At 72.2% G+C, this 15,557-nt stretch carries 13 protein-coding genes and 1 pseudogene; 4 read left to right on the top strand and 10 right to left on the bottom strand.

Annotation, left to right across the window (positions count from 1 at the left end; genetic code table 11):
• Positions 1 to 30: 30 nt before the first annotated feature.
• Genes ACIQ6Y_RS20760 through ACIQ6Y_RS20730 form a run of 7 tightly spaced genes read right to left on the bottom strand, consistent with a single transcriptional unit; the run spans position 31 to position 6,829 of the window.
• Positions 31 to 783 (bottom strand): SDR family NAD(P)-dependent oxidoreductase, encoded by a 753-nt coding sequence (locus ACIQ6Y_RS20760; RefSeq protein ID WP_404040861.1) that lies wholly within the window; start codon positions 781 to 783, stop codon positions 31 to 33.
• On the bottom strand, positions 780 to 1,751 hold the full coding sequence (locus ACIQ6Y_RS20755; protein ID WP_404040858.1) for a fumarylacetoacetate hydrolase family protein: 972 nt from the start codon (positions 1,749 to 1,751) through the stop codon (positions 780 to 782). The genes ACIQ6Y_RS20760 and ACIQ6Y_RS20755 overlap by 4 nt, the downstream gene beginning before the upstream one ends.
• A 38-nt stretch (positions 1,752 to 1,789) precedes the next feature.
• Complete coding sequence (locus tag ACIQ6Y_RS20750; RefSeq protein WP_404040855.1) at positions 1,790 to 2,722, bottom strand: VOC family protein; 933 nt, start codon at positions 2,720 to 2,722, stop codon at positions 1,790 to 1,792.
• Positions 2,723 to 2,726: 4 nt separating this feature from the next.
• Positions 2,727 to 3,722 (bottom strand): amidohydrolase family protein, encoded by a 996-nt coding sequence (locus ACIQ6Y_RS20745; RefSeq protein ID WP_404040852.1) that lies wholly within the window; start codon positions 3,720 to 3,722, stop codon positions 2,727 to 2,729.
• The gene (locus ACIQ6Y_RS20740) at positions 3,719 to 4,849 is read right to left on the bottom strand and encodes an FAD-dependent oxidoreductase (protein ID WP_404040849.1); all 1,131 of its coding nucleotides are present in this window, start codon (positions 4,847 to 4,849) and stop codon (positions 3,719 to 3,721) included. Before ACIQ6Y_RS20740 ends, ACIQ6Y_RS20745 begins: the two co-directional genes overlap by 4 nt.
• Before the next feature lie 25 nt (positions 4,850 to 4,874).
• A complete protein-coding gene (locus ACIQ6Y_RS20735) occupies positions 4,875 to 5,831 on the bottom strand; it encodes a cyclase family protein (RefSeq protein ID WP_404040846.1) in 957 nt (318 codons plus the stop codon).
• Positions 5,828 to 6,829: a fumarylacetoacetate hydrolase family protein gene (locus tag ACIQ6Y_RS20730; protein WP_404040843.1), complete on the bottom strand. Its 1,002-nt coding sequence runs from the start codon at positions 6,827 to 6,829 to the stop codon at positions 5,828 to 5,830. The genes ACIQ6Y_RS20735 and ACIQ6Y_RS20730 overlap by 4 nt, the downstream gene beginning before the upstream one ends.
• Positions 6,830 to 6,957: 128 nt before the next feature.
• Between ACIQ6Y_RS20730 and ACIQ6Y_RS20725 the strand changes: the two genes are divergently transcribed.
• On the top strand, positions 6,958 to 7,872 hold the full coding sequence (locus ACIQ6Y_RS20725; RefSeq protein ID WP_404040839.1) for a LysR family transcriptional regulator: 915 nt from the start codon (positions 6,958 to 6,960) through the stop codon (positions 7,870 to 7,872).
• 102 nt (positions 7,873 to 7,974) lie between these two features.
• Here ACIQ6Y_RS20725 and ACIQ6Y_RS20720 read toward each other — a convergent pair whose 3' ends face one another.
• A complete protein-coding gene (locus tag ACIQ6Y_RS20720; RefSeq protein WP_404040836.1) occupies positions 7,975 to 9,015 on the bottom strand; it encodes a substrate-binding domain-containing protein in 1,041 nt (346 codons plus the stop codon).
• A 378-nt stretch (positions 9,016 to 9,393) separates the two neighbouring features.
• Here ACIQ6Y_RS20720 and ACIQ6Y_RS20715 point away from each other — a divergent pair, with 378 nt between their 5' ends.
• From ACIQ6Y_RS20715 to ACIQ6Y_RS20705, 3 genes are read left to right on the top strand one after another with little or no spacing between them, the layout of a single operon-like run.
• Positions 9,394 to 10,710, top strand: coding sequence for a uracil-xanthine permease family protein (locus tag ACIQ6Y_RS20715; RefSeq protein ID WP_404041541.1), 1,317 nt, complete (start codon positions 9,394 to 9,396; stop codon positions 10,708 to 10,710).
• Positions 10,707 to 12,119 (top strand): amidohydrolase family protein, encoded by a 1,413-nt coding sequence (locus ACIQ6Y_RS20710; RefSeq protein ID WP_404040834.1) that lies wholly within the window; start codon positions 10,707 to 10,709, stop codon positions 12,117 to 12,119. The genes ACIQ6Y_RS20715 and ACIQ6Y_RS20710 overlap by 4 nt, the downstream gene beginning before the upstream one ends.
• Before the next feature lie 8 nt (positions 12,120 to 12,127).
• Complete coding sequence (locus ACIQ6Y_RS20705) at positions 12,128 to 12,832, top strand: sulfite exporter TauE/SafE family protein (protein ID WP_404041539.1); 705 nt, start codon at positions 12,128 to 12,130, stop codon at positions 12,830 to 12,832.
• A 141-nt stretch (positions 12,833 to 12,973) separates the two neighbouring features.
• Here the strand turns inward: ACIQ6Y_RS20705 and ACIQ6Y_RS20700 are convergent, their stop codons facing one another.
• A complete protein-coding gene (locus tag ACIQ6Y_RS20700) occupies positions 12,974 to 14,011 on the bottom strand; it encodes a polyprenyl synthetase family protein (RefSeq protein WP_404040832.1) in 1,038 nt (345 codons plus the stop codon).
• A gap of 308 nt (positions 14,012 to 14,319) precedes the next feature.
• A pseudogene (locus ACIQ6Y_RS20695) lies at positions 14,320 to 15,348 on the bottom strand (tetratricopeptide repeat protein); the annotation flags it as partial.
• Positions 15,349 to 15,557: the final 209 nt, after the last annotated feature.

Genomic DNA, 15,557 nt, shown 5'->3' with positions numbered 1-15,557 from the left:
GGAGGTGGGCGACCTCGCCTTCGAGCCGCTTCACGACGCCCCCGTACGCAGGGCGTCGGAAACGGACTTCACACCGCCGTGGGCGGTGAGCCCGCCGTCGACGGGGATCTCCGCGCCGGTGATGAACGACGACTCCTCCGACAGCAGGAACACGACCAGCGCAGTGACCTCGTCGACGGTGCCGACGCGGCCGAGCGGGGTCTCCCGGACGTTGGCCTCACGGAAGGCGGGGGCGGCGGAGGCGGTCATCTCGGTCTCGATGTAGCCGGGGTGGATCGTGTTGACGCGGATGCCGTGCGGGCCCAGTTCCAGCGCGGCCGTCTTCGACAGGCCCCGCAGCGCCCACTTGCTGGTCGTGTAGGCGACCGGGTAGTGGGCGGTGAGTCCCGCCGAGGAGCCGACGTTCACGACCGAGGCGCCGGCCGGCATGAGGGGCGCGAGGTGCTGGATGCCCAGCAGCGGGCCGGTGACGTTGACCGCGTGGACGCGCGCCATGTCCTCGGGGCGGACCTCGCCGACGCGGGCGCGCCAGGTGATGCCCGCGTTGTTCACCAGGCCGTGCACCTGCCCGTACGTCTCCCGCAGTTCGGCGGCGAGGGCGGCCCACTCCTCGTCGCGGGTGACGTCGAGGCGGCGGCAGCCGTCCGCGGGTGCGACGTCGGTGGCGACGACGCGGGCGCCCTCCCGGGTCAGGGCCCCGGCCTCGGCGGCGCCCTGGCCCCGGGCCGCACCCGTGACGACGACGACTTTGCCCAGGAGCCTCTTGGGGTGCAGGCCGCTCACGGCCGCTCCCGGGTGCGGCGCCGGCCGGCAGGCAGGGGCACGGGTTCCGCGCCGGGCACGACGGTGTTGATGAGGGTGCCGAGGCCCTCGACGGTGAGGGAGACGGTGTCGCCGGGCGCGAGCGGCGGCGGGGTCCGTTCGCCGCGCAGGCCCCACAGTTCGGCGAGGCAGCCGCCGTTGCCGCAGGTGCCCGAGCCGAGGACGTCACCCGGCACGACGCGCGTGCCGCGGGAGGCGTAGGCGGTCATCTCCTCGAAGGTCCAGCTCATGTTGGACAGGAGGTCCTCGCCGACCGTCTCGCCGTTGATCTCGGCCCGCAGCGCCAGGCGCAGGAAGCCGTCGGCGTCCCGGTGGGGCTCCAGCTCGTCGGCGGTGACCAGGTACGGGCCGAGGGTGGTGGCGGTGTCCTTGCCCTTGCAGGGGCCGAGGCCCACCTGCATCTCCGCGCCCTGCAGATCGCGCGCGGACCAGTCGTTGAACACGGTGTAGCCGACGATGTGGTCGCGGGCCTGCGCGGGAGTGAGGTCCCGGCCCTCGCGGCCGATGACGGCGGCCACCTCCAGCTCGAAGTCGAGCACGGCCGAGCCGGGCGGCACCGGGATCGCGTCCTGAGGACCGTAGACGGCGTGCGGGTTGGTGAAGTAGAAGGTCGGCGCCGCGTACCACTGCTCGGGCACGCCGGTCGTGCCCTGCACCGATCTGCGGACCCCTTCGACGTGCTCCTCGAACGTCACGAAGTCCCGTACCGAGACGGGCTGGAGAGGAGGCAGCAGACGGATCTGGGAGACGTGCGGGCCGGGCGGAACGTCGAGGGCCGCCGCGCCGGCGGCGAGCAGCCCGGACAGGCCGCCGGTCTCCTGGAGCAGCGCGGTGAGCGAGGTGACGCCGGGCAGCGGGTACAGGGTGCCGTCGTCCTCCAGGACGGCCACCCGGTGGCGGTGGTGGTGCTCGTAGGCGGCGAAGCGCATGGGGGCTCCTGGTGAGGGAGGAGATCGGGGACGGAGGATCAGACGGGCGGAGCGACGAAGACGCCCCGGTCGGGGTCGTTGAAGGACTCCTTCGCCACCAGCTCGTTCATGGGGTTCGCCGTGCCCCACTGGTCGGTGACCTCCGGCTGGGAGAAGTCGTAGACGTGCGGGTGCCAGGTGTCCTCGTCCAGGCACTCCAGCTCGGTGGTGTACTCGACGGTGTTGCCGTGCGGGTCGAGGAAGTAGGTGAAGGTGTTGTCGCCCGCCATGTGCCGGCCCGGCCCCCAGACCTTGCGGAAGCCCGCCCGCATCACCCGGCCGGAGCCGCGCATGTACTCGTCGATGCCGCGCATCTCGAAGGAGACGTGGTGCAGGGAGGTGTGCGGTCCCTGCGCGATGGCCATGGAGTGGTGCTGGTTGCTGATCCGCATGAAGTGCATGACCTCGCCCATGTGCGGCGAGCTGAGCGTGTCGGAGAGACGGAAGCCGAGGTGGCGCTCGTACCACTCCCGAGTCCGGTTCAGGTCGGGGGAGTTGAGGACGACGTGACTCAGCTTGACCGGGATCGACTCCTTCTCCTCGATCTTGCGATGCCGGCGCACCTCGACGTCGGCGGAGACCTCGATGGTGCGGCCGTCCACGTCGAAGAAGCGGAAGCCGTAGCCGCCGCCGGGAGTGTCGACCTTCCCCGGCCGGGAGATCAACTGGACGTCCTGGGCGAGGAGTTGCTCGGCGAGCGTGTCGACGTCGGCCGCGCTCGCGGCCCCGTACGAGACGAGGTCGAGGCGCTTCTCCTCCGCCTTGCGCAGGCGTACGACGTACTGTTCCGGGCTGCCCTCGGCGGCCAGGAAGGAGATGCCGGAGTCCTCGGCGACCTTGGTCAGTCCCCAGACGCCGGAGTAGAAGTCGAGCTGCTTGTCGTAGTCGGGCACGGCGAGGTCGACGTGCCGCAGGTGGGTGAGCAGACGCATGAGATCACTCCGTGAAGAGAAGGGCGGAGGCGTTGCCGCCGCGTACGGCTTCGAGGTCGGTGTCGGACAGACCGGCCGCGCGCAGGTCCGCGAGCGGGTCCTCGGTGCCCATGTCGAAGGGGAAGTCGGAACCGAGAAGTATGCGGTCGGCGCCCGCGACGCGGACCAACTCCCGCAGCACGTGCGGGTCGTGGACGAGGGAGTCGAAGTACAGCCGCTTCAGGTAGCTGCTGGGCGGATGGGCGCAGCCCTGGGCGTCGGGACGGACCCGCCAGGCGTGGTCCGAGCGGCCGATGTGGGTGGGAAGGTAACCGCCGCCGTGCGCCGCGATCACCCTCAGGCCGGGATGCCGGTCCAGCACACCGGAGAAGATCAGATGGGAGAGCGCGACGGCGTTCTCGGCGGGCTGCCCGACAGTGTTGGACAGGTACCACTGGTCCAGCCGCTCGTCGAGCGTGCACCCGAAGGGGTGCAGGAAGACGAGGGCGCCCGTGTCCTCGGCGCGTGACCAGAAGCGCTCGTAGGCCGGATCGGACAGCTCGCGTCCCGGGGCGTGGGTGGAGATCTCCACGCCGGTCAGGCCCTGTTCCAGCGCGTGATCCAGAGCGAGCACCGCCTGCTCCGGGTGCTGGAGCGGGACCAGTCCGAGTCCGCGCAGCCGCTCGGGAGCGGCCGAACAGTGCGCGGCCGTCGCCTCGTTGGCCAGCCGGTACACCTTCTCGGCCGTCTCCTGGTCCGCCCAGTAGTGGTAGTGCGAGGGGGAGGGGCTGACCAGTTGTACGTCCACGCCCTGGGCGTCCATCGCCGCCAGACGCACGGCGACGTCCGTCAGCCGCGGGACGCGCTCGCGCACCATCGGTCCGTTGACGGCGAGGGCCGCCGGGCCGTTGCGCCGGGCGTCCAGCTCCCTCGCCGCCGTACGGCCGGGCAGCCCGGCCACGAGCGCGTCGACCTCGGGCAGCAGCACATGGGCGTGCACGTCGACGGTGGGCGTGGTCACGGCAGCTCCCGGAGCATCGTCATGGTGCGCCCCATCAGGCCGGGGACGTCGGCGTCCCGCACCCCGTCGAGCTGCCACTGCCCGAGCTGCACCGACGCCTCGACGACCGGGCGGACGCGGGCGATGCGCCGCTCGTAGTACGCCTGGAGCAGCGCGTCGTCCCAGGTGTCCGCGCCGGTGAGCATCTGGGCGAGCACCCACGCGTCCTCCAGCGACAGCGCGGCGCCCTGGGCGAGGGTGGGCGGACAGCAGTGGGCGGCGTCGCCTGCGAGGACCACCCGGCCGCGATGCCAGGAGCCCTCCACCAACAGCCGGTCGAACCAGGTGTAGTTGACCTGCGCCGGGTCGGTGATGTGCTCGGCGATCTCCTTCCAGAACCCGCCGTACGCGGAGGCGAGCCGCCACATCTCGTCGGCGTACGTCTCCGGAGGGATCGAGGCACGGTCCCGGTTGGCCTCGACCACGTACGCGTACAGGGTGGCGTCGCTGGTGGGGCAGTACCCGGCGATGTAGGCGGGGCCGCCGTAGGTGAGGTCGGTGCGGACGACTCCGGCCGGGCGGGGGGCGGCGATGCGCCAGATGGCCATGCCGGTGGGCTCAGGTCTGTCCGGGATGCCGATGGCGGCGCGGGTGGCCGAGCCCAGTCCGTCGGCGGCGACCACCAGGTCGTAGCGGCCCTCGGTGCCGTCGGAGAAGCGTACGGTCACGCCGTCCGCGTCCTGGTCCAGGGTCTCGGCGGTGGTGCCCAGCCGCACCGTCGCACCGCTCGCGCGGACGGCGTCGATGAGGATCCGCTGGAGCCGGGGGCGTTGCATGCCGACGGTGGCGGGCAGGTCGTCGCCGCCGGTGCGCAGGTCCCGGGCGACATGCAGGACGGTGCCGTCGGGGGCGGTGATGCCGACCGAGCCGAAGGCGAAGCCGGACTCCTTCACCTGCTCCCACACGCCGAGTTCGCGCAGCACGCGCAGGGCGTTGCCCTGGAGGGTGATGCCGGAGCCGGCGGTGGCGTTCCAGTCGTCCTTCGCCTCGATCAGGTCGACGGCCAGACCGGCCCGGCGCAGCAGGACGGTGACGGCGTTGCCCGCCGCGCCACCGCCGACGACCAGGACCGTTCGGGATGTGCTCATGAGGGGAACTCCTTCGTTCCGCCGGTCACTTGACGGCGATCGGGTTGACGGGGGAGCCGACCGCTCCGGTGATGGGCAGGGGAGCGGCGGTGAGCCAGAACGCGTACACGCCGTCGGCCGCGCAGTCCTCGGCGAGGGCGTCCGGGTCCCACATCTCGCCGATCAGCAGGCCGATGTGCGGGATGGCGACCTGGTGCAGGGGCTGGAAGGCATGCTCGAACTCGTTCGGCCGCACCTCGAACCCCCAGGTGTCGGTGGCGATCGCGGCGATCTCCGATCCGTGCAGCCAGCCGGCCGTGGAGAAGGACAGTCCGGGCGCGGGACCGCCGGCGTAGTCGCCCCAGCCCTCGCGGCGCACACGCGTGAGCTGTCCGGTGCGGACGACCACGATGTCCCCGCGGCCCACGCGCACGCCGTGCGCCTCGGCCGTCGCCTTCAGGTGCTCCTCGGTGACCGCGAACCCGTCGGGCAGCTCGCCGTTCTCGCCGATCACGCGTCCCACGTCCAGCAGTACGCCGCGCCCGGCGACATACGGCGCCATGTGCTCGATGCCGGTGACCAGGTCGCCCTCGGACGTGACGACCTGCTGGGCCGGCCGGCCGTTCCAGGCGATGCCGTGGTCGAAGATGTGCCCCAGCCCGTCCCACTGGGTGGAGCACTGCAACGGCATCGCGATGACGTCGTCGGCGCCGCCGAGCCCGTGCGGGAACCCCTGGTGACCGAGCGCGGCGTCCACGCCCGTGTCGAGCATGGTGTGCACCGGGTTGGTGCGCCGCCGCCAGCCCTTCTGCGGGCCGTTCATGTCGAACCGCTGCGACAGCGAGAAACTGACGCCCCGCCGCACCAGGGCCGCGCCCTCACGGCGCCCCGCCTCGTCCAGGAAGTTGAGAGTGCCGAGGCGGTCGTCCTCGCCCCAACGCCCCCAGTTCGAGTACGCCTTGGCGGCCTCGGCGATCGCCCCCTCGGGGTCGTGGCGGTTCATGAGGCGTCCTCGGCGACACACCGGGTGCGCTGGACGCCGAGGCCGGTGATCGAGCCCTCCATCACGTCTCCGTCGCGCAGCAGCCGGCCCCAGTGCATGCCGTTGCCGGCGGGGGAACCCGTCAGCACCAGGTCGCCGGGCAGGAGCTGCGCGGTCTGGGAGGCGTAGGACACCATGCGGGCGACCTTGAAGATCATGTCCTTGGTGGACTCGTCCTGCATGGTCTCGCCGTTCAGCTTCAGTGTGACCCGCAGGTCGTCGGGGTTCACGACCGACTCGGCGGGCACGATCCACGGGCCGAGCGGCGTGAAGCCGGGCGCGTTCTTGCTGCGCAGCCAGTCGGTGCCGATCTGCGGCATGTCCCGGCGGAAGACGGTGGCGCGGTCGGTGAGGTCGTTGGCGATCGTGTACCCGGCGACGTACTCCAGCGCGTCCTCGACGGAGAGGCGGTGGGCGGGACGGCCGATCACGGCAGCCAACTCCAGCTCCCAGTCCGGCTGTTCGGCCCACGCGGGCAGCACCACGTCGTCGTAGGGGCCGGTGATCGCGCTCGGCAGGCCGAGGAAGACGTACGGCAGGTCCTCGGCCGCCCGGCGGTCCATGATCTCGGCAGCCTCCGCGCGCCGCTCACCCTCGGGCCGGTCGTCACCGGGGGCGCGATGCGCGACGTGCAGGTCGATGACGTGCTGCCGGTAGTTCGCCCCCGACTGGAAGACCTGACGCGGCTCCACCGGAGCGTGCACCCGGAAGTCCGCGAGGGGCCTCAGGTCCCCACCCCGGTCGTCGGCCAGCGCCCGCAACCGCGGGAGGACCGTCTCCCACTCGTCCAGCAGCGTGCGGGTGGTGGCCCGCGACGCGCCGAGGGCGGTGCGCAGGTCGAGCACCTGGGCGTCCGGGGTGACCAGAGCGGGGAAAGCGGGCCCGTCCGGGGCCGAGAGCGTCGCGAGGGCGAAGGGTCCGGCGAAGAGCGCGGACACGGGTTCAGGTTTCACGGACATGTCCTCCTGATTGCGGTGGCACTAATCTGGACCCGGCCCCCGGGATCAGGGAAATAGATTGTGTGGATGATCGTCATCCATGTGGTTTATTCACTGCAGGTGGGAGGCCTGGAGCAAGGAGAAGTCCCGTGAATCTGACCCGGCTCGATCTCAACCTCGTCGTCGCCCTGCGGGCCCTGCTGGAGGAGCGCAACGTCACCCGCGCCGGGCAGCGGGTCGGCCTCAGCCAGCCGGCGATGAGCGCCGCCCTCGCCCGGCTGCGCCGCCACTTCGACGACGACCTGCTCGCCCGCGTCGGCGGCCACTACGAGCTGACCGCCCTCGGCCAGGTCCTCCTCGACCGCACCGCCACCGCCTACGACGTGCTGGAGCGCCTCTTCGCCAGCCAGGCCGACTTCGACCCCGCCAAGGAGAGCCGCGAGTTCCGCCTGATCGCGTCCGACTACGCCGTCGCCGTCTTCGGTGCCGAGTTCGCCCGTGTCGTCCACGAGGAGGCCCCCGGCATCCGGCTGCGCTTCACCCAGACCCCGGCGACCGTCGTCGACGACACGGCCACCCTGCTCAGCGCCACCGACGGCCTGCTCATGCCGCACGGCGTCATCAGCGACTTCCCCGCCACCGACCTCTACGACGACCGCTGGGTCTTCCTCGTCGCCGACGACCACCCCAGCGTCCACGACCGGCTCACCCGCCACGACCTCGCCCGGCTGCCCTGGGTCACCTACCAGCGCACCTACGACGCCCCGGCCGTCCGCCAGCTCGGCATGCTCGGCATCGAACCGCGCGTCGAGGTCTCCGTCGACAGCTTCCAGCTGCTGCCCCTGCTCGTCGCCGGCACCCGGCGCATCGCCCTCGTCCAGGCCCGCCTCGCCCACCTCGTCGCACCACTCGCCGCCGTCCGCGTCCTCGAACCGCCCTACGAGGCGGTCCCGCTGCGTGAGGCCCTGTGGTGGCATCCGGTCCACACCCATGACGCCGCCCACATCTGGCTGCGGGAGACGGCCGCGCGGGTGGGGAGGCGGTTGGCGGGGGCGGGGGAGTGACGGCTCCTGAGGAACAGACCGCACCGGGTGCCACTCATCACGGATCCGGCGACTGCTCTGCTCGCGCGGGGCGCCGACCGCGGACAACTCGGCGGGCCCGGCTCAGGCCCGGTCCGCCCGGACGGAGGAGGCGCGAGGGATCACCCGTGGCTCGAGGGACACCGCCGCCGGCGGCGTGGCGGTGTCCCCGCGCAGCTGCCCCAGCAGCAGTTCCACCGCTTCGGACGCCACCCGGTCCAGGTGCAGGTCGACCGCCGTCAGCGGCGGCTGGCAGGTGCGGGCGCGCAGGCCGTCGTAGCGCGTGACGACCAGGACGTCGTCGGGTACGGCACGCCCGCTCTCCCGTATCGCCCGCACCGCACCCACCGCGAAGGCGTCCACCAGCGCACACACCGCGTCGACGTCGGGATGTTCCGCGAGCAGGGCGGCACATCGCTCGTACCCCGCCTGCTCACCACCCGACTCCGGCACTCTCACCACGAGCGGCGTCCAGCCGTACTCCTCGGCCAGGCCCTCGTACGCGGCGACCGCGTCCACCGACGAGTGCCGGGAGCCGGCGCCCACCATCAGGGCCGGCCGGACGGCGCCCTGCTCGTGCAGGTGCCGCAGCAGCAGCTCGGCGACCAGCCTGCCGCGCAGATCGACGTACGGGGCGTCCTCCTTCGGCGACACCGGCCGGCCGAGCGTCACATACGGCAGTCCGCGTTCGCGCAGCTGGGCCGCCGCCGCGTCCTCGACGTCCGGCTCGACCACGATGGCCCCGTCGATGTCGAGGGAGTACAGCGCCGAGCCCGACTGCACGGGCGGGACGAGCACGAGCGCGTAGTCGTGCGACAGGGCGCTCTCCGCCGCGGCGGCCGCGACCTCCATGTAGAACCCGAGCCGGGACGGGCCACCGGCCACGGCGAACGGCATCGAGGAGACCAGAGCGATCGCCTTCGCCTCCCCGCGCCGCAGCCGCTGCGCCCGCAGGTTGGGGCGGTAGCCGAGCTCTGACGCGACCTGCCTGATGCGCTCGCGCGTGCGGGGGTCGACCTTGCCGAGCCCGTTGAGGGCGTGCGACACGGTCGTGCGGGAAACCCCGGCGACGCGTGCGACATCAGCGATCGTCGGCGGTTTCCGACCGGAGGCGGACGTAGCCATGTGCTCGGACACTCCTCGCGGACAGGAACGGTTGATCCCACCATCTTCGCCGATCTCGGTCCCAGTGATCACAGCCTTGTTCCCTATCCGGTGCGGCGACCCTTGACGGTGCGCCCACAGCCTCACATACTGGCGGCCAAATCGATTTGGCCAAATCGATTTGGCTCACCGTCCGGGGCCAGATCGCGGCTGAAATTCCGAGCGTTCCCGACGCCCGAACGGAGCCCGACCGTGTCCAGTCCCCGCCAGAGCCGGCCCGAAGCCGGACAACTCCCCGCCCCCGGCCGTACGGTGGTCACGCGCGAGGAGGGCGAAACCGCCCCCGCCGACGAGACCCACTCGCCCTCCGAGGGCGGCGCCCGGCCCGGAACCCACCCCGTGGACGAATCGCGCCCGGTCCTGAAGATCCTGCTCTTCGGAATCCAGCACGTCCTCGTCATGGCCGCCACGCCCATCTCGGCGATCTTCCTGATGAGCGCCACGCTCGGGCTCGGCAACGAGCTGACCGTCGAGCTTCTCTCCGCCGCCTTCGTGCTGTCCGGCGTCGGATCGCTGATCCAGTCGCTCGGTCCCTGGAAGTTCGGGCCGCGGCTGCCGTTCGTGATGCTGCCGGGCGGGGCGCCCCTCATCCTGTTCCTCGCGATCGCGGAACAGCACGGACTGCGCACCGCCAGCGGAGCGGTGATCCTGACGGCGGCGTTCTACTTCGTCGTGCTGCCGGTCTTCTCGCGTCTGCTCAAGTTCTTCCCCGCCCTGGTCATCGGCACGATGATCGTCATCGTCGGTGTCAACCTGGTGAAGGTCGGCGCGATCCTCGTCACCGGACGCCCCGGCACGCCCGGCTTCGCGGATCCCCTCAACCTCGGGCTCGGCATGGCGACCATCGGGTTCACCGTCGTCTTCTACCTGCTCTTCGCCGGGATCCTGCGCCAGCTCGCCGTGATGCTCGGCCTGCTCGCCGGCACCGCGCTCGCCGCCGCGCTCGGCGCGATCGACACCGCGGGCACCGGCGGAGGACTGGTCAGCCTGCCGCAGCTGCTGCCCTTCGGCTCACCCCAGTTCAACCTCCTCGCCGCGCTGCCGCTGATGCTCTACAGCCTGGCCTCCATGGCCGAGGCCACCGGCCAGACCGTCATCAACGCCGAGGCCGTCGGCAAGGACATCGACAAGCGGACCGACGTGCCGAAGACCGTCCGCGGTGACGCCCTCACCTCCCTCTTCGGAGGCTTCTTCGGCCTGCCGCTCATGGTCACCAGCGGGGAGAACATCGGCATCGTCCGGGTCACCGGCGTCCGCAGCCGGTTCGTCACCGCGGCGGCCGGTGTCGTGCTGATCGTCATCGGGTTCCTCGCCCCGGTCACCGAGGCGATCAGCCTGATCCCCTCCGCGGTCATCGGCGGCACCGCCATGGTCGTCTTCGCCGTCATCACCGTGCTCGGCATCCAGATGCTCGGCCGCTCCGACCTCGACCAGCACACCAGCACGTTCATCTGCGCCGTCGCCCTCGCTCTGGGGCTCTTGCCGATCCTGATCCCCGGCGTGTACGGCCACTTCCCCGCGAACGTCCGCATCCTGCTGGAAAGCGGCGTCGCCGTCGGCGCGTTCGTCGCCGCCGTCCTCAACATCCTTTTCCACCACGTCCGGCCGGGCATCGCCGCCCGCCTGACCACCGTACGCACAGGAAGCAACCGATGAACCACCCCGACCGCGATTCCCTCGCCGCACCCGGTCCCCTCCTCCTCGAACCGGACGCGGTCCTGCTCCCCGAAGGTCCCGCCGACGGCTGGGCTGTGGTGATCGACGACGGCCGCTTCGAGGCCGTCGGACCGGCGCACGAACTCAGGCACGCACACCCGCAGTTGACGCCCGCACGGCTGCCCGGCCATCTGCTGATGCCCGGCTTCGTCGACGCCCACCACCACCTCACCCAGAGCTTCGGCGCCGCACTCGCCTTCGGCGAACCCTCGGAGATATTCCGCCGGGTCTGGGTGCCCCTGGAGGGCGCGCTCGACGAGGAGTCGGCCTACACAGCGGCCAAGCTGGCCGCACTCGAAGCGCTGCGCGGCGGCTTCACCACCGTCGCCGACGCCGGAACCCGTGCCGACGTGGACGTCGACGTGGTCGCCTCGGCGGCACGCGACGCCGGAATCCGCTGCGTCCTGGGCCTCGTCTGCAACGACGCCGAGGGCGAGGCGGATCAGCCCGCCGTGCTGGAGCAGGCCGAGAAGCACCTCGCCCGGTACGCCGACGACCCGCTCGTCCACTCCTCCCTGGCCGTCTCCATCCCCGAGGCGGCCACCGAAGGAACACTGCGCGCCACCGCCCGGCTGGCCGCCGAGGCCGGCGCCGTCGTACAGATCCATGTCAACGAACACCTCGCAGGCGTGGAACGATCCCTGGTCCGGCACGGGTTGCGGCCTCTGGAACACCTGCACCGCATCGGCGCACTCGGCCCCCAGCTGCTCGCCGCGCACGCCACGCTCCTCACCCCGCACGAGCTGACCCTGCTCGCCGACACCGGAACCGCCGTCAGCTACAACCCCGTCGCCAGCGCGTGGAAGGGCAACGCCGTCGCGCCCGCGGTCGCCATGGCCGAACGCGGCATCCGCTTCGGCCTCGGTACCGACGGCACCCGCGGCGACGGCTTCCGGCTCGCGGAGGCCGCCGAGTTCGCGCAGCGGCTGGCGTACGGCCTCGGCACCGGCGACTCCTCGTGCGGTGCCGGCTGGACATGGCTGGAGCACGCCCACCACGGTGGAGCGGACGCCGTCGGCCTGGGCGCCCGCACCGGCACCATCGCCCAGGGCATGGCGGCCGACTTCCTCCTCGTCGACGTCGACACCCCTGAACTCGCGCTCTCCTGGGACCTGCCCTGGGAACTCGTACGGCGCGGTAACCGGGACCAGATCACCGCCGTCTTCGTCGCCGGACGCCTGCGCCTGTGGCAGGGCGCGCCGACCGACTGGGACGGGCCCGCACTGGTGCGGCGTGCGGCCGAACTGGCCCGCGCCGCCGTCGGCAGAGCGGACGTCTCCCGGGCGCATCCCACCTCCACGGCGGCAAGGGCGTTGCAGCAGGCACGAGAGTGGAGCACGCCGCAGTGACCTCGGACATGCTGACCGTCCTCGCCGTCACGGTGGCCGTGGCCGCGTTCGTCCAGGGCAGCAGCGGACTCGGCTTCGCGCTGATCGTCGCGCCCGTGGCCGGGATGCTCGACCCCCGGCTGGTCCCGGTCTTCGTCCTCGCCGCGATGATCCCGCTCAACCTCTACGTCGCCTGGCGGGAGCGGGCCTCGCTCGACCTGCGGGGCGCGGGCTGGATCACCGGGGCGCGCCTCGCGGCCACCCCGGCAGGACTGGCACTGCTCTGGCTCATCCCGGAACGCAGCCTGGGTGTGTTCGTGGGTGTCGCCACTGTGCTCGCGGCCGTCGTGAGTCTGGCCGCGCCCGCGTTCACGCCCGGCCGGGCCGCCTACGTCGGCGCGGGCGCGGTGACCGGGCTGACGGAGACCGCGACCGGTGTCGGCGGGCCTCCGCTCGCGCTGGTCTACCAGCACCGGCCGCCCGCCGAACTGCGCTCGACCGTCGCCGCGTGCTTCCTAGTCGGTGAAGTCGCCTCCCTTCTCCTGCTGTTCGGTACCGGGAAGGCGCAGGTCGCGGAGCTCGGCCAGGCTGCCGTCCTGCTCCCGGCGATCGCCGTCGGCGCGTGGCTCAGCCGCCTGGTGCACCACCGTCTGGACGCCCGGAAGATGCGCCTGTTCGTGCTGGTCTTCGCACTGGTCTCCGGTCTCGGCCTGATGCTCGGGGTGGGCGGGTGATGCGCCCTGTGCGTTCGGAGCGGCGGCTGTGGGTAGGTAGACGTGGGCGGTGCGGCGGGGGCGTTGCCGACCCCCGTTTCATGGCGGCTTCACGATCCTGGGCATCGTGCCCAAGGCGTACGACCGTCCCCGGCGCCGGCGTCACAGCTCCCGGCTGACGAAGAAGCCGAGCAGAGACCGCAGCTCGTCGACCGCCGTCGTCCGCAGCGGCACCTCGGCGAGGGCCGACTCCGCAGCGGTGAGATGCCGCCGCGCCTCGGCCAGCGCCGCCGACCGCCCGCCCGCCTCCTCGATCAGCGCCGCGGCACCCCGCGGATCGCTGTCGAGGAGCGGAGCGAGGCGCCCGGCCGCGGGAGACCCGAGTGCCACCAGCACGGGGAACGTCTTCTTGCGTTCCCGCAGGTCACCGTGGACGGGCTTCCCGGTGACCGCTGGATCACCCCAGATCCCCAGCACGTCGTCGACGATCTGGAAGGCGACCCCGAGGTGCCGCCCCGCCCGGTCCAGCGCGGCGGCCGTACCGGGGGCCGTACCGCCGAGCACCGCGCCCAGCGCGGCGGAACAGCCCAGCAGCGCCCCGGTCTTGTGCTCGGCCATGGCCCGGTACTCGGCGGGTGTCACCCTGTCCGGGCCCGTCCACGGGCGCGCGGCGAACAGCAGGTCGTCGGCCTGCCCGCGTACCAGGTCGTTCAGCGCCACGGACAGCCTCCGCACCGCGCCGGCACCGCCCGGCTGCGCGGCGAGCGTCTCGACGGCCAGAGCGAACAGGGCGTCACCGGCGAGGATCGCGGGTCCGGTGCCGTAGGCCTTCCACACGGCCGGGCGGCGTCGTCGGACGGCGTCGCCGTCCATGATGTCGTCGTGCAGTAGGGAGAAGGCGTGCACCAGTTCCACCGCTACGGCGGCGGCGACTCCGGCTCGCCCGGGCGCACCGGCGGCCTCGGCCCCCAGCACGGCCAATGCCTGCCGTACGCCTTTGCCGCCGGGCGCCGGCGCCGGAGCACCGCCCACCTCGCACCAGCCGAGTGAGTACGCGGCCATCTCGCCGACCCATGGGTGCAGTTCAGCGACAGCCGAGGCCAGCGCGGGCCGCACCAGCGCCCGGCAGCGGTCCAGGACGGCGGGAGCGTCGGCCGGTGCCGTGGAGGCCGTCGGTGCCGTGGAGGACGTCGCCGTCACCGCGAGACCATCGCGGGGGAGTGGGCGGTGATGGGCGTGTCGGTGTCCGCCGGTATACCGGCGGCTGCGCAGGCGTCCGCTGTAGCGCCGCCGTGCGACGCCGCACGGGCATCGGTCACCGCGCCTCGGTCCGCTGCCCTAGCCGCGGGTCGTGTTTCGCTTTCGTGCGTCGCCGTACGCGCGGGTCGTGCTTCGTCTCCGTCCGCTGCCGTGCCCGCGTGTCCGGCTTCGTCTCCGTCCGCCGCTCTACGCGCGTGTCCTGCTTCGTCTCCGTCCGCCGTCGTGCCCATGTCCTTCGTTCCGTCACCGTCCGCGCCCAACCCGAACTCCTTCTGCGCCCGGGCGACCATCTCCCGGGCATGCTTGAGGCCGATGCGGCCCAACGTCGATGCCAGATCGGCGAGTTCGGCGGCGGTCTCTGCCCGGTCACGGCCCAGTTGGGCCAGTGACTTGGCCAGACCCAGCCGTGACAGGGCCTCCCCGCGGGGCTCGCGCATGGCGCGGAACTCCGCCAGCGCCTGCTCGTACAGCGCGCGAGCCTCGGCGTAACGACCGGCGCGGTACAGCACGTTGCCGCGCATCTTGTGGTTGTAGGCCAGAGCGCTGGACAGCTTCATCGCCCGGCACGTCGTCTCGGCCTCGGACAGCAGGGCCAGTGCACGCTCGGTGTCCCCGTCACGTACGGACACCACGTCGGCGAGCCCGCGCAGTGCCCAGGCGTGGCCGCGCCGGTCGTCGGCGGCCTCGGCGATGCGGGCCGCCTCTTCGAACAGGCCGTACGCGGTGTCGTAGCCGCCGGTGTTGCGGTGCATCTGCGCGATGCCCTCCAGTGCCCACACCGTGTGTCGTGCTTCGCCGCGACGCCGGGCCTCGGCCAGCAGTTGCTCGTGCAGTCTGCCCACGGCCTCGTAGTCGCCCTGGATACGGCCCGTCTCGGCCAGCCCTGCCAGCGAGTAGCCCCGGACGACGATGTCGCCGCCGCGCTCGCCGAGGTCGGCCGCGAGCCCGAGCAGCCGCCGGGCGAGGGCGAACGCCCCGCGCTGGCGGGCGAGGGTGCCGCCGCTCCACAGCGCCCAGGCCATCGCGGCGACGTCCCCGGCCTCCCGTGCTGCGCGGTAACTCGCCTTCCACGCCCGGTCCGCCTCCTCGACGCGGCCGAGCCGACGGTGCGCCTCGGCCACCGCGAGTCCGGAACGCGCCGCCTCACCGGGCTTCCCGGCCCGCTCGGCCGCCTCCAACTGCTCGGTACCGGCGGCCAGGACGTCGGTCAGCGAGGAGTTGACGGACAGGGTGGTCAGCGTGCCTTGGTACTCCGGGGCGAATGCCTTGCCGTACATCGATGCCTTTCGATCCGTCTGCCACACCAGGTATACCTCGCGCGTATACACGATGTGTATACATAGTGTGTATAGAGCGTTGAAAAAGTAGCCCTGGCTCAAGGGCCGGGGCGTCGTCTGTTGTCGGTCAAGACGTCGACCGCGGGGACGGGGTTGCCCCTGAGACACACATCACGTCAGGTGCGGCCGGAGGGAAGGGGTAGTACGAG

The organism is Streptomyces sp. NPDC096205, assembly GCF_044763135.1.
Taxonomy (GTDB): Bacteria; Actinomycetota; Actinomycetes; order Streptomycetales; family Streptomycetaceae; genus Streptomyces.
This window is presented reverse-complemented; position numbering and strand designations above follow the sequence as displayed.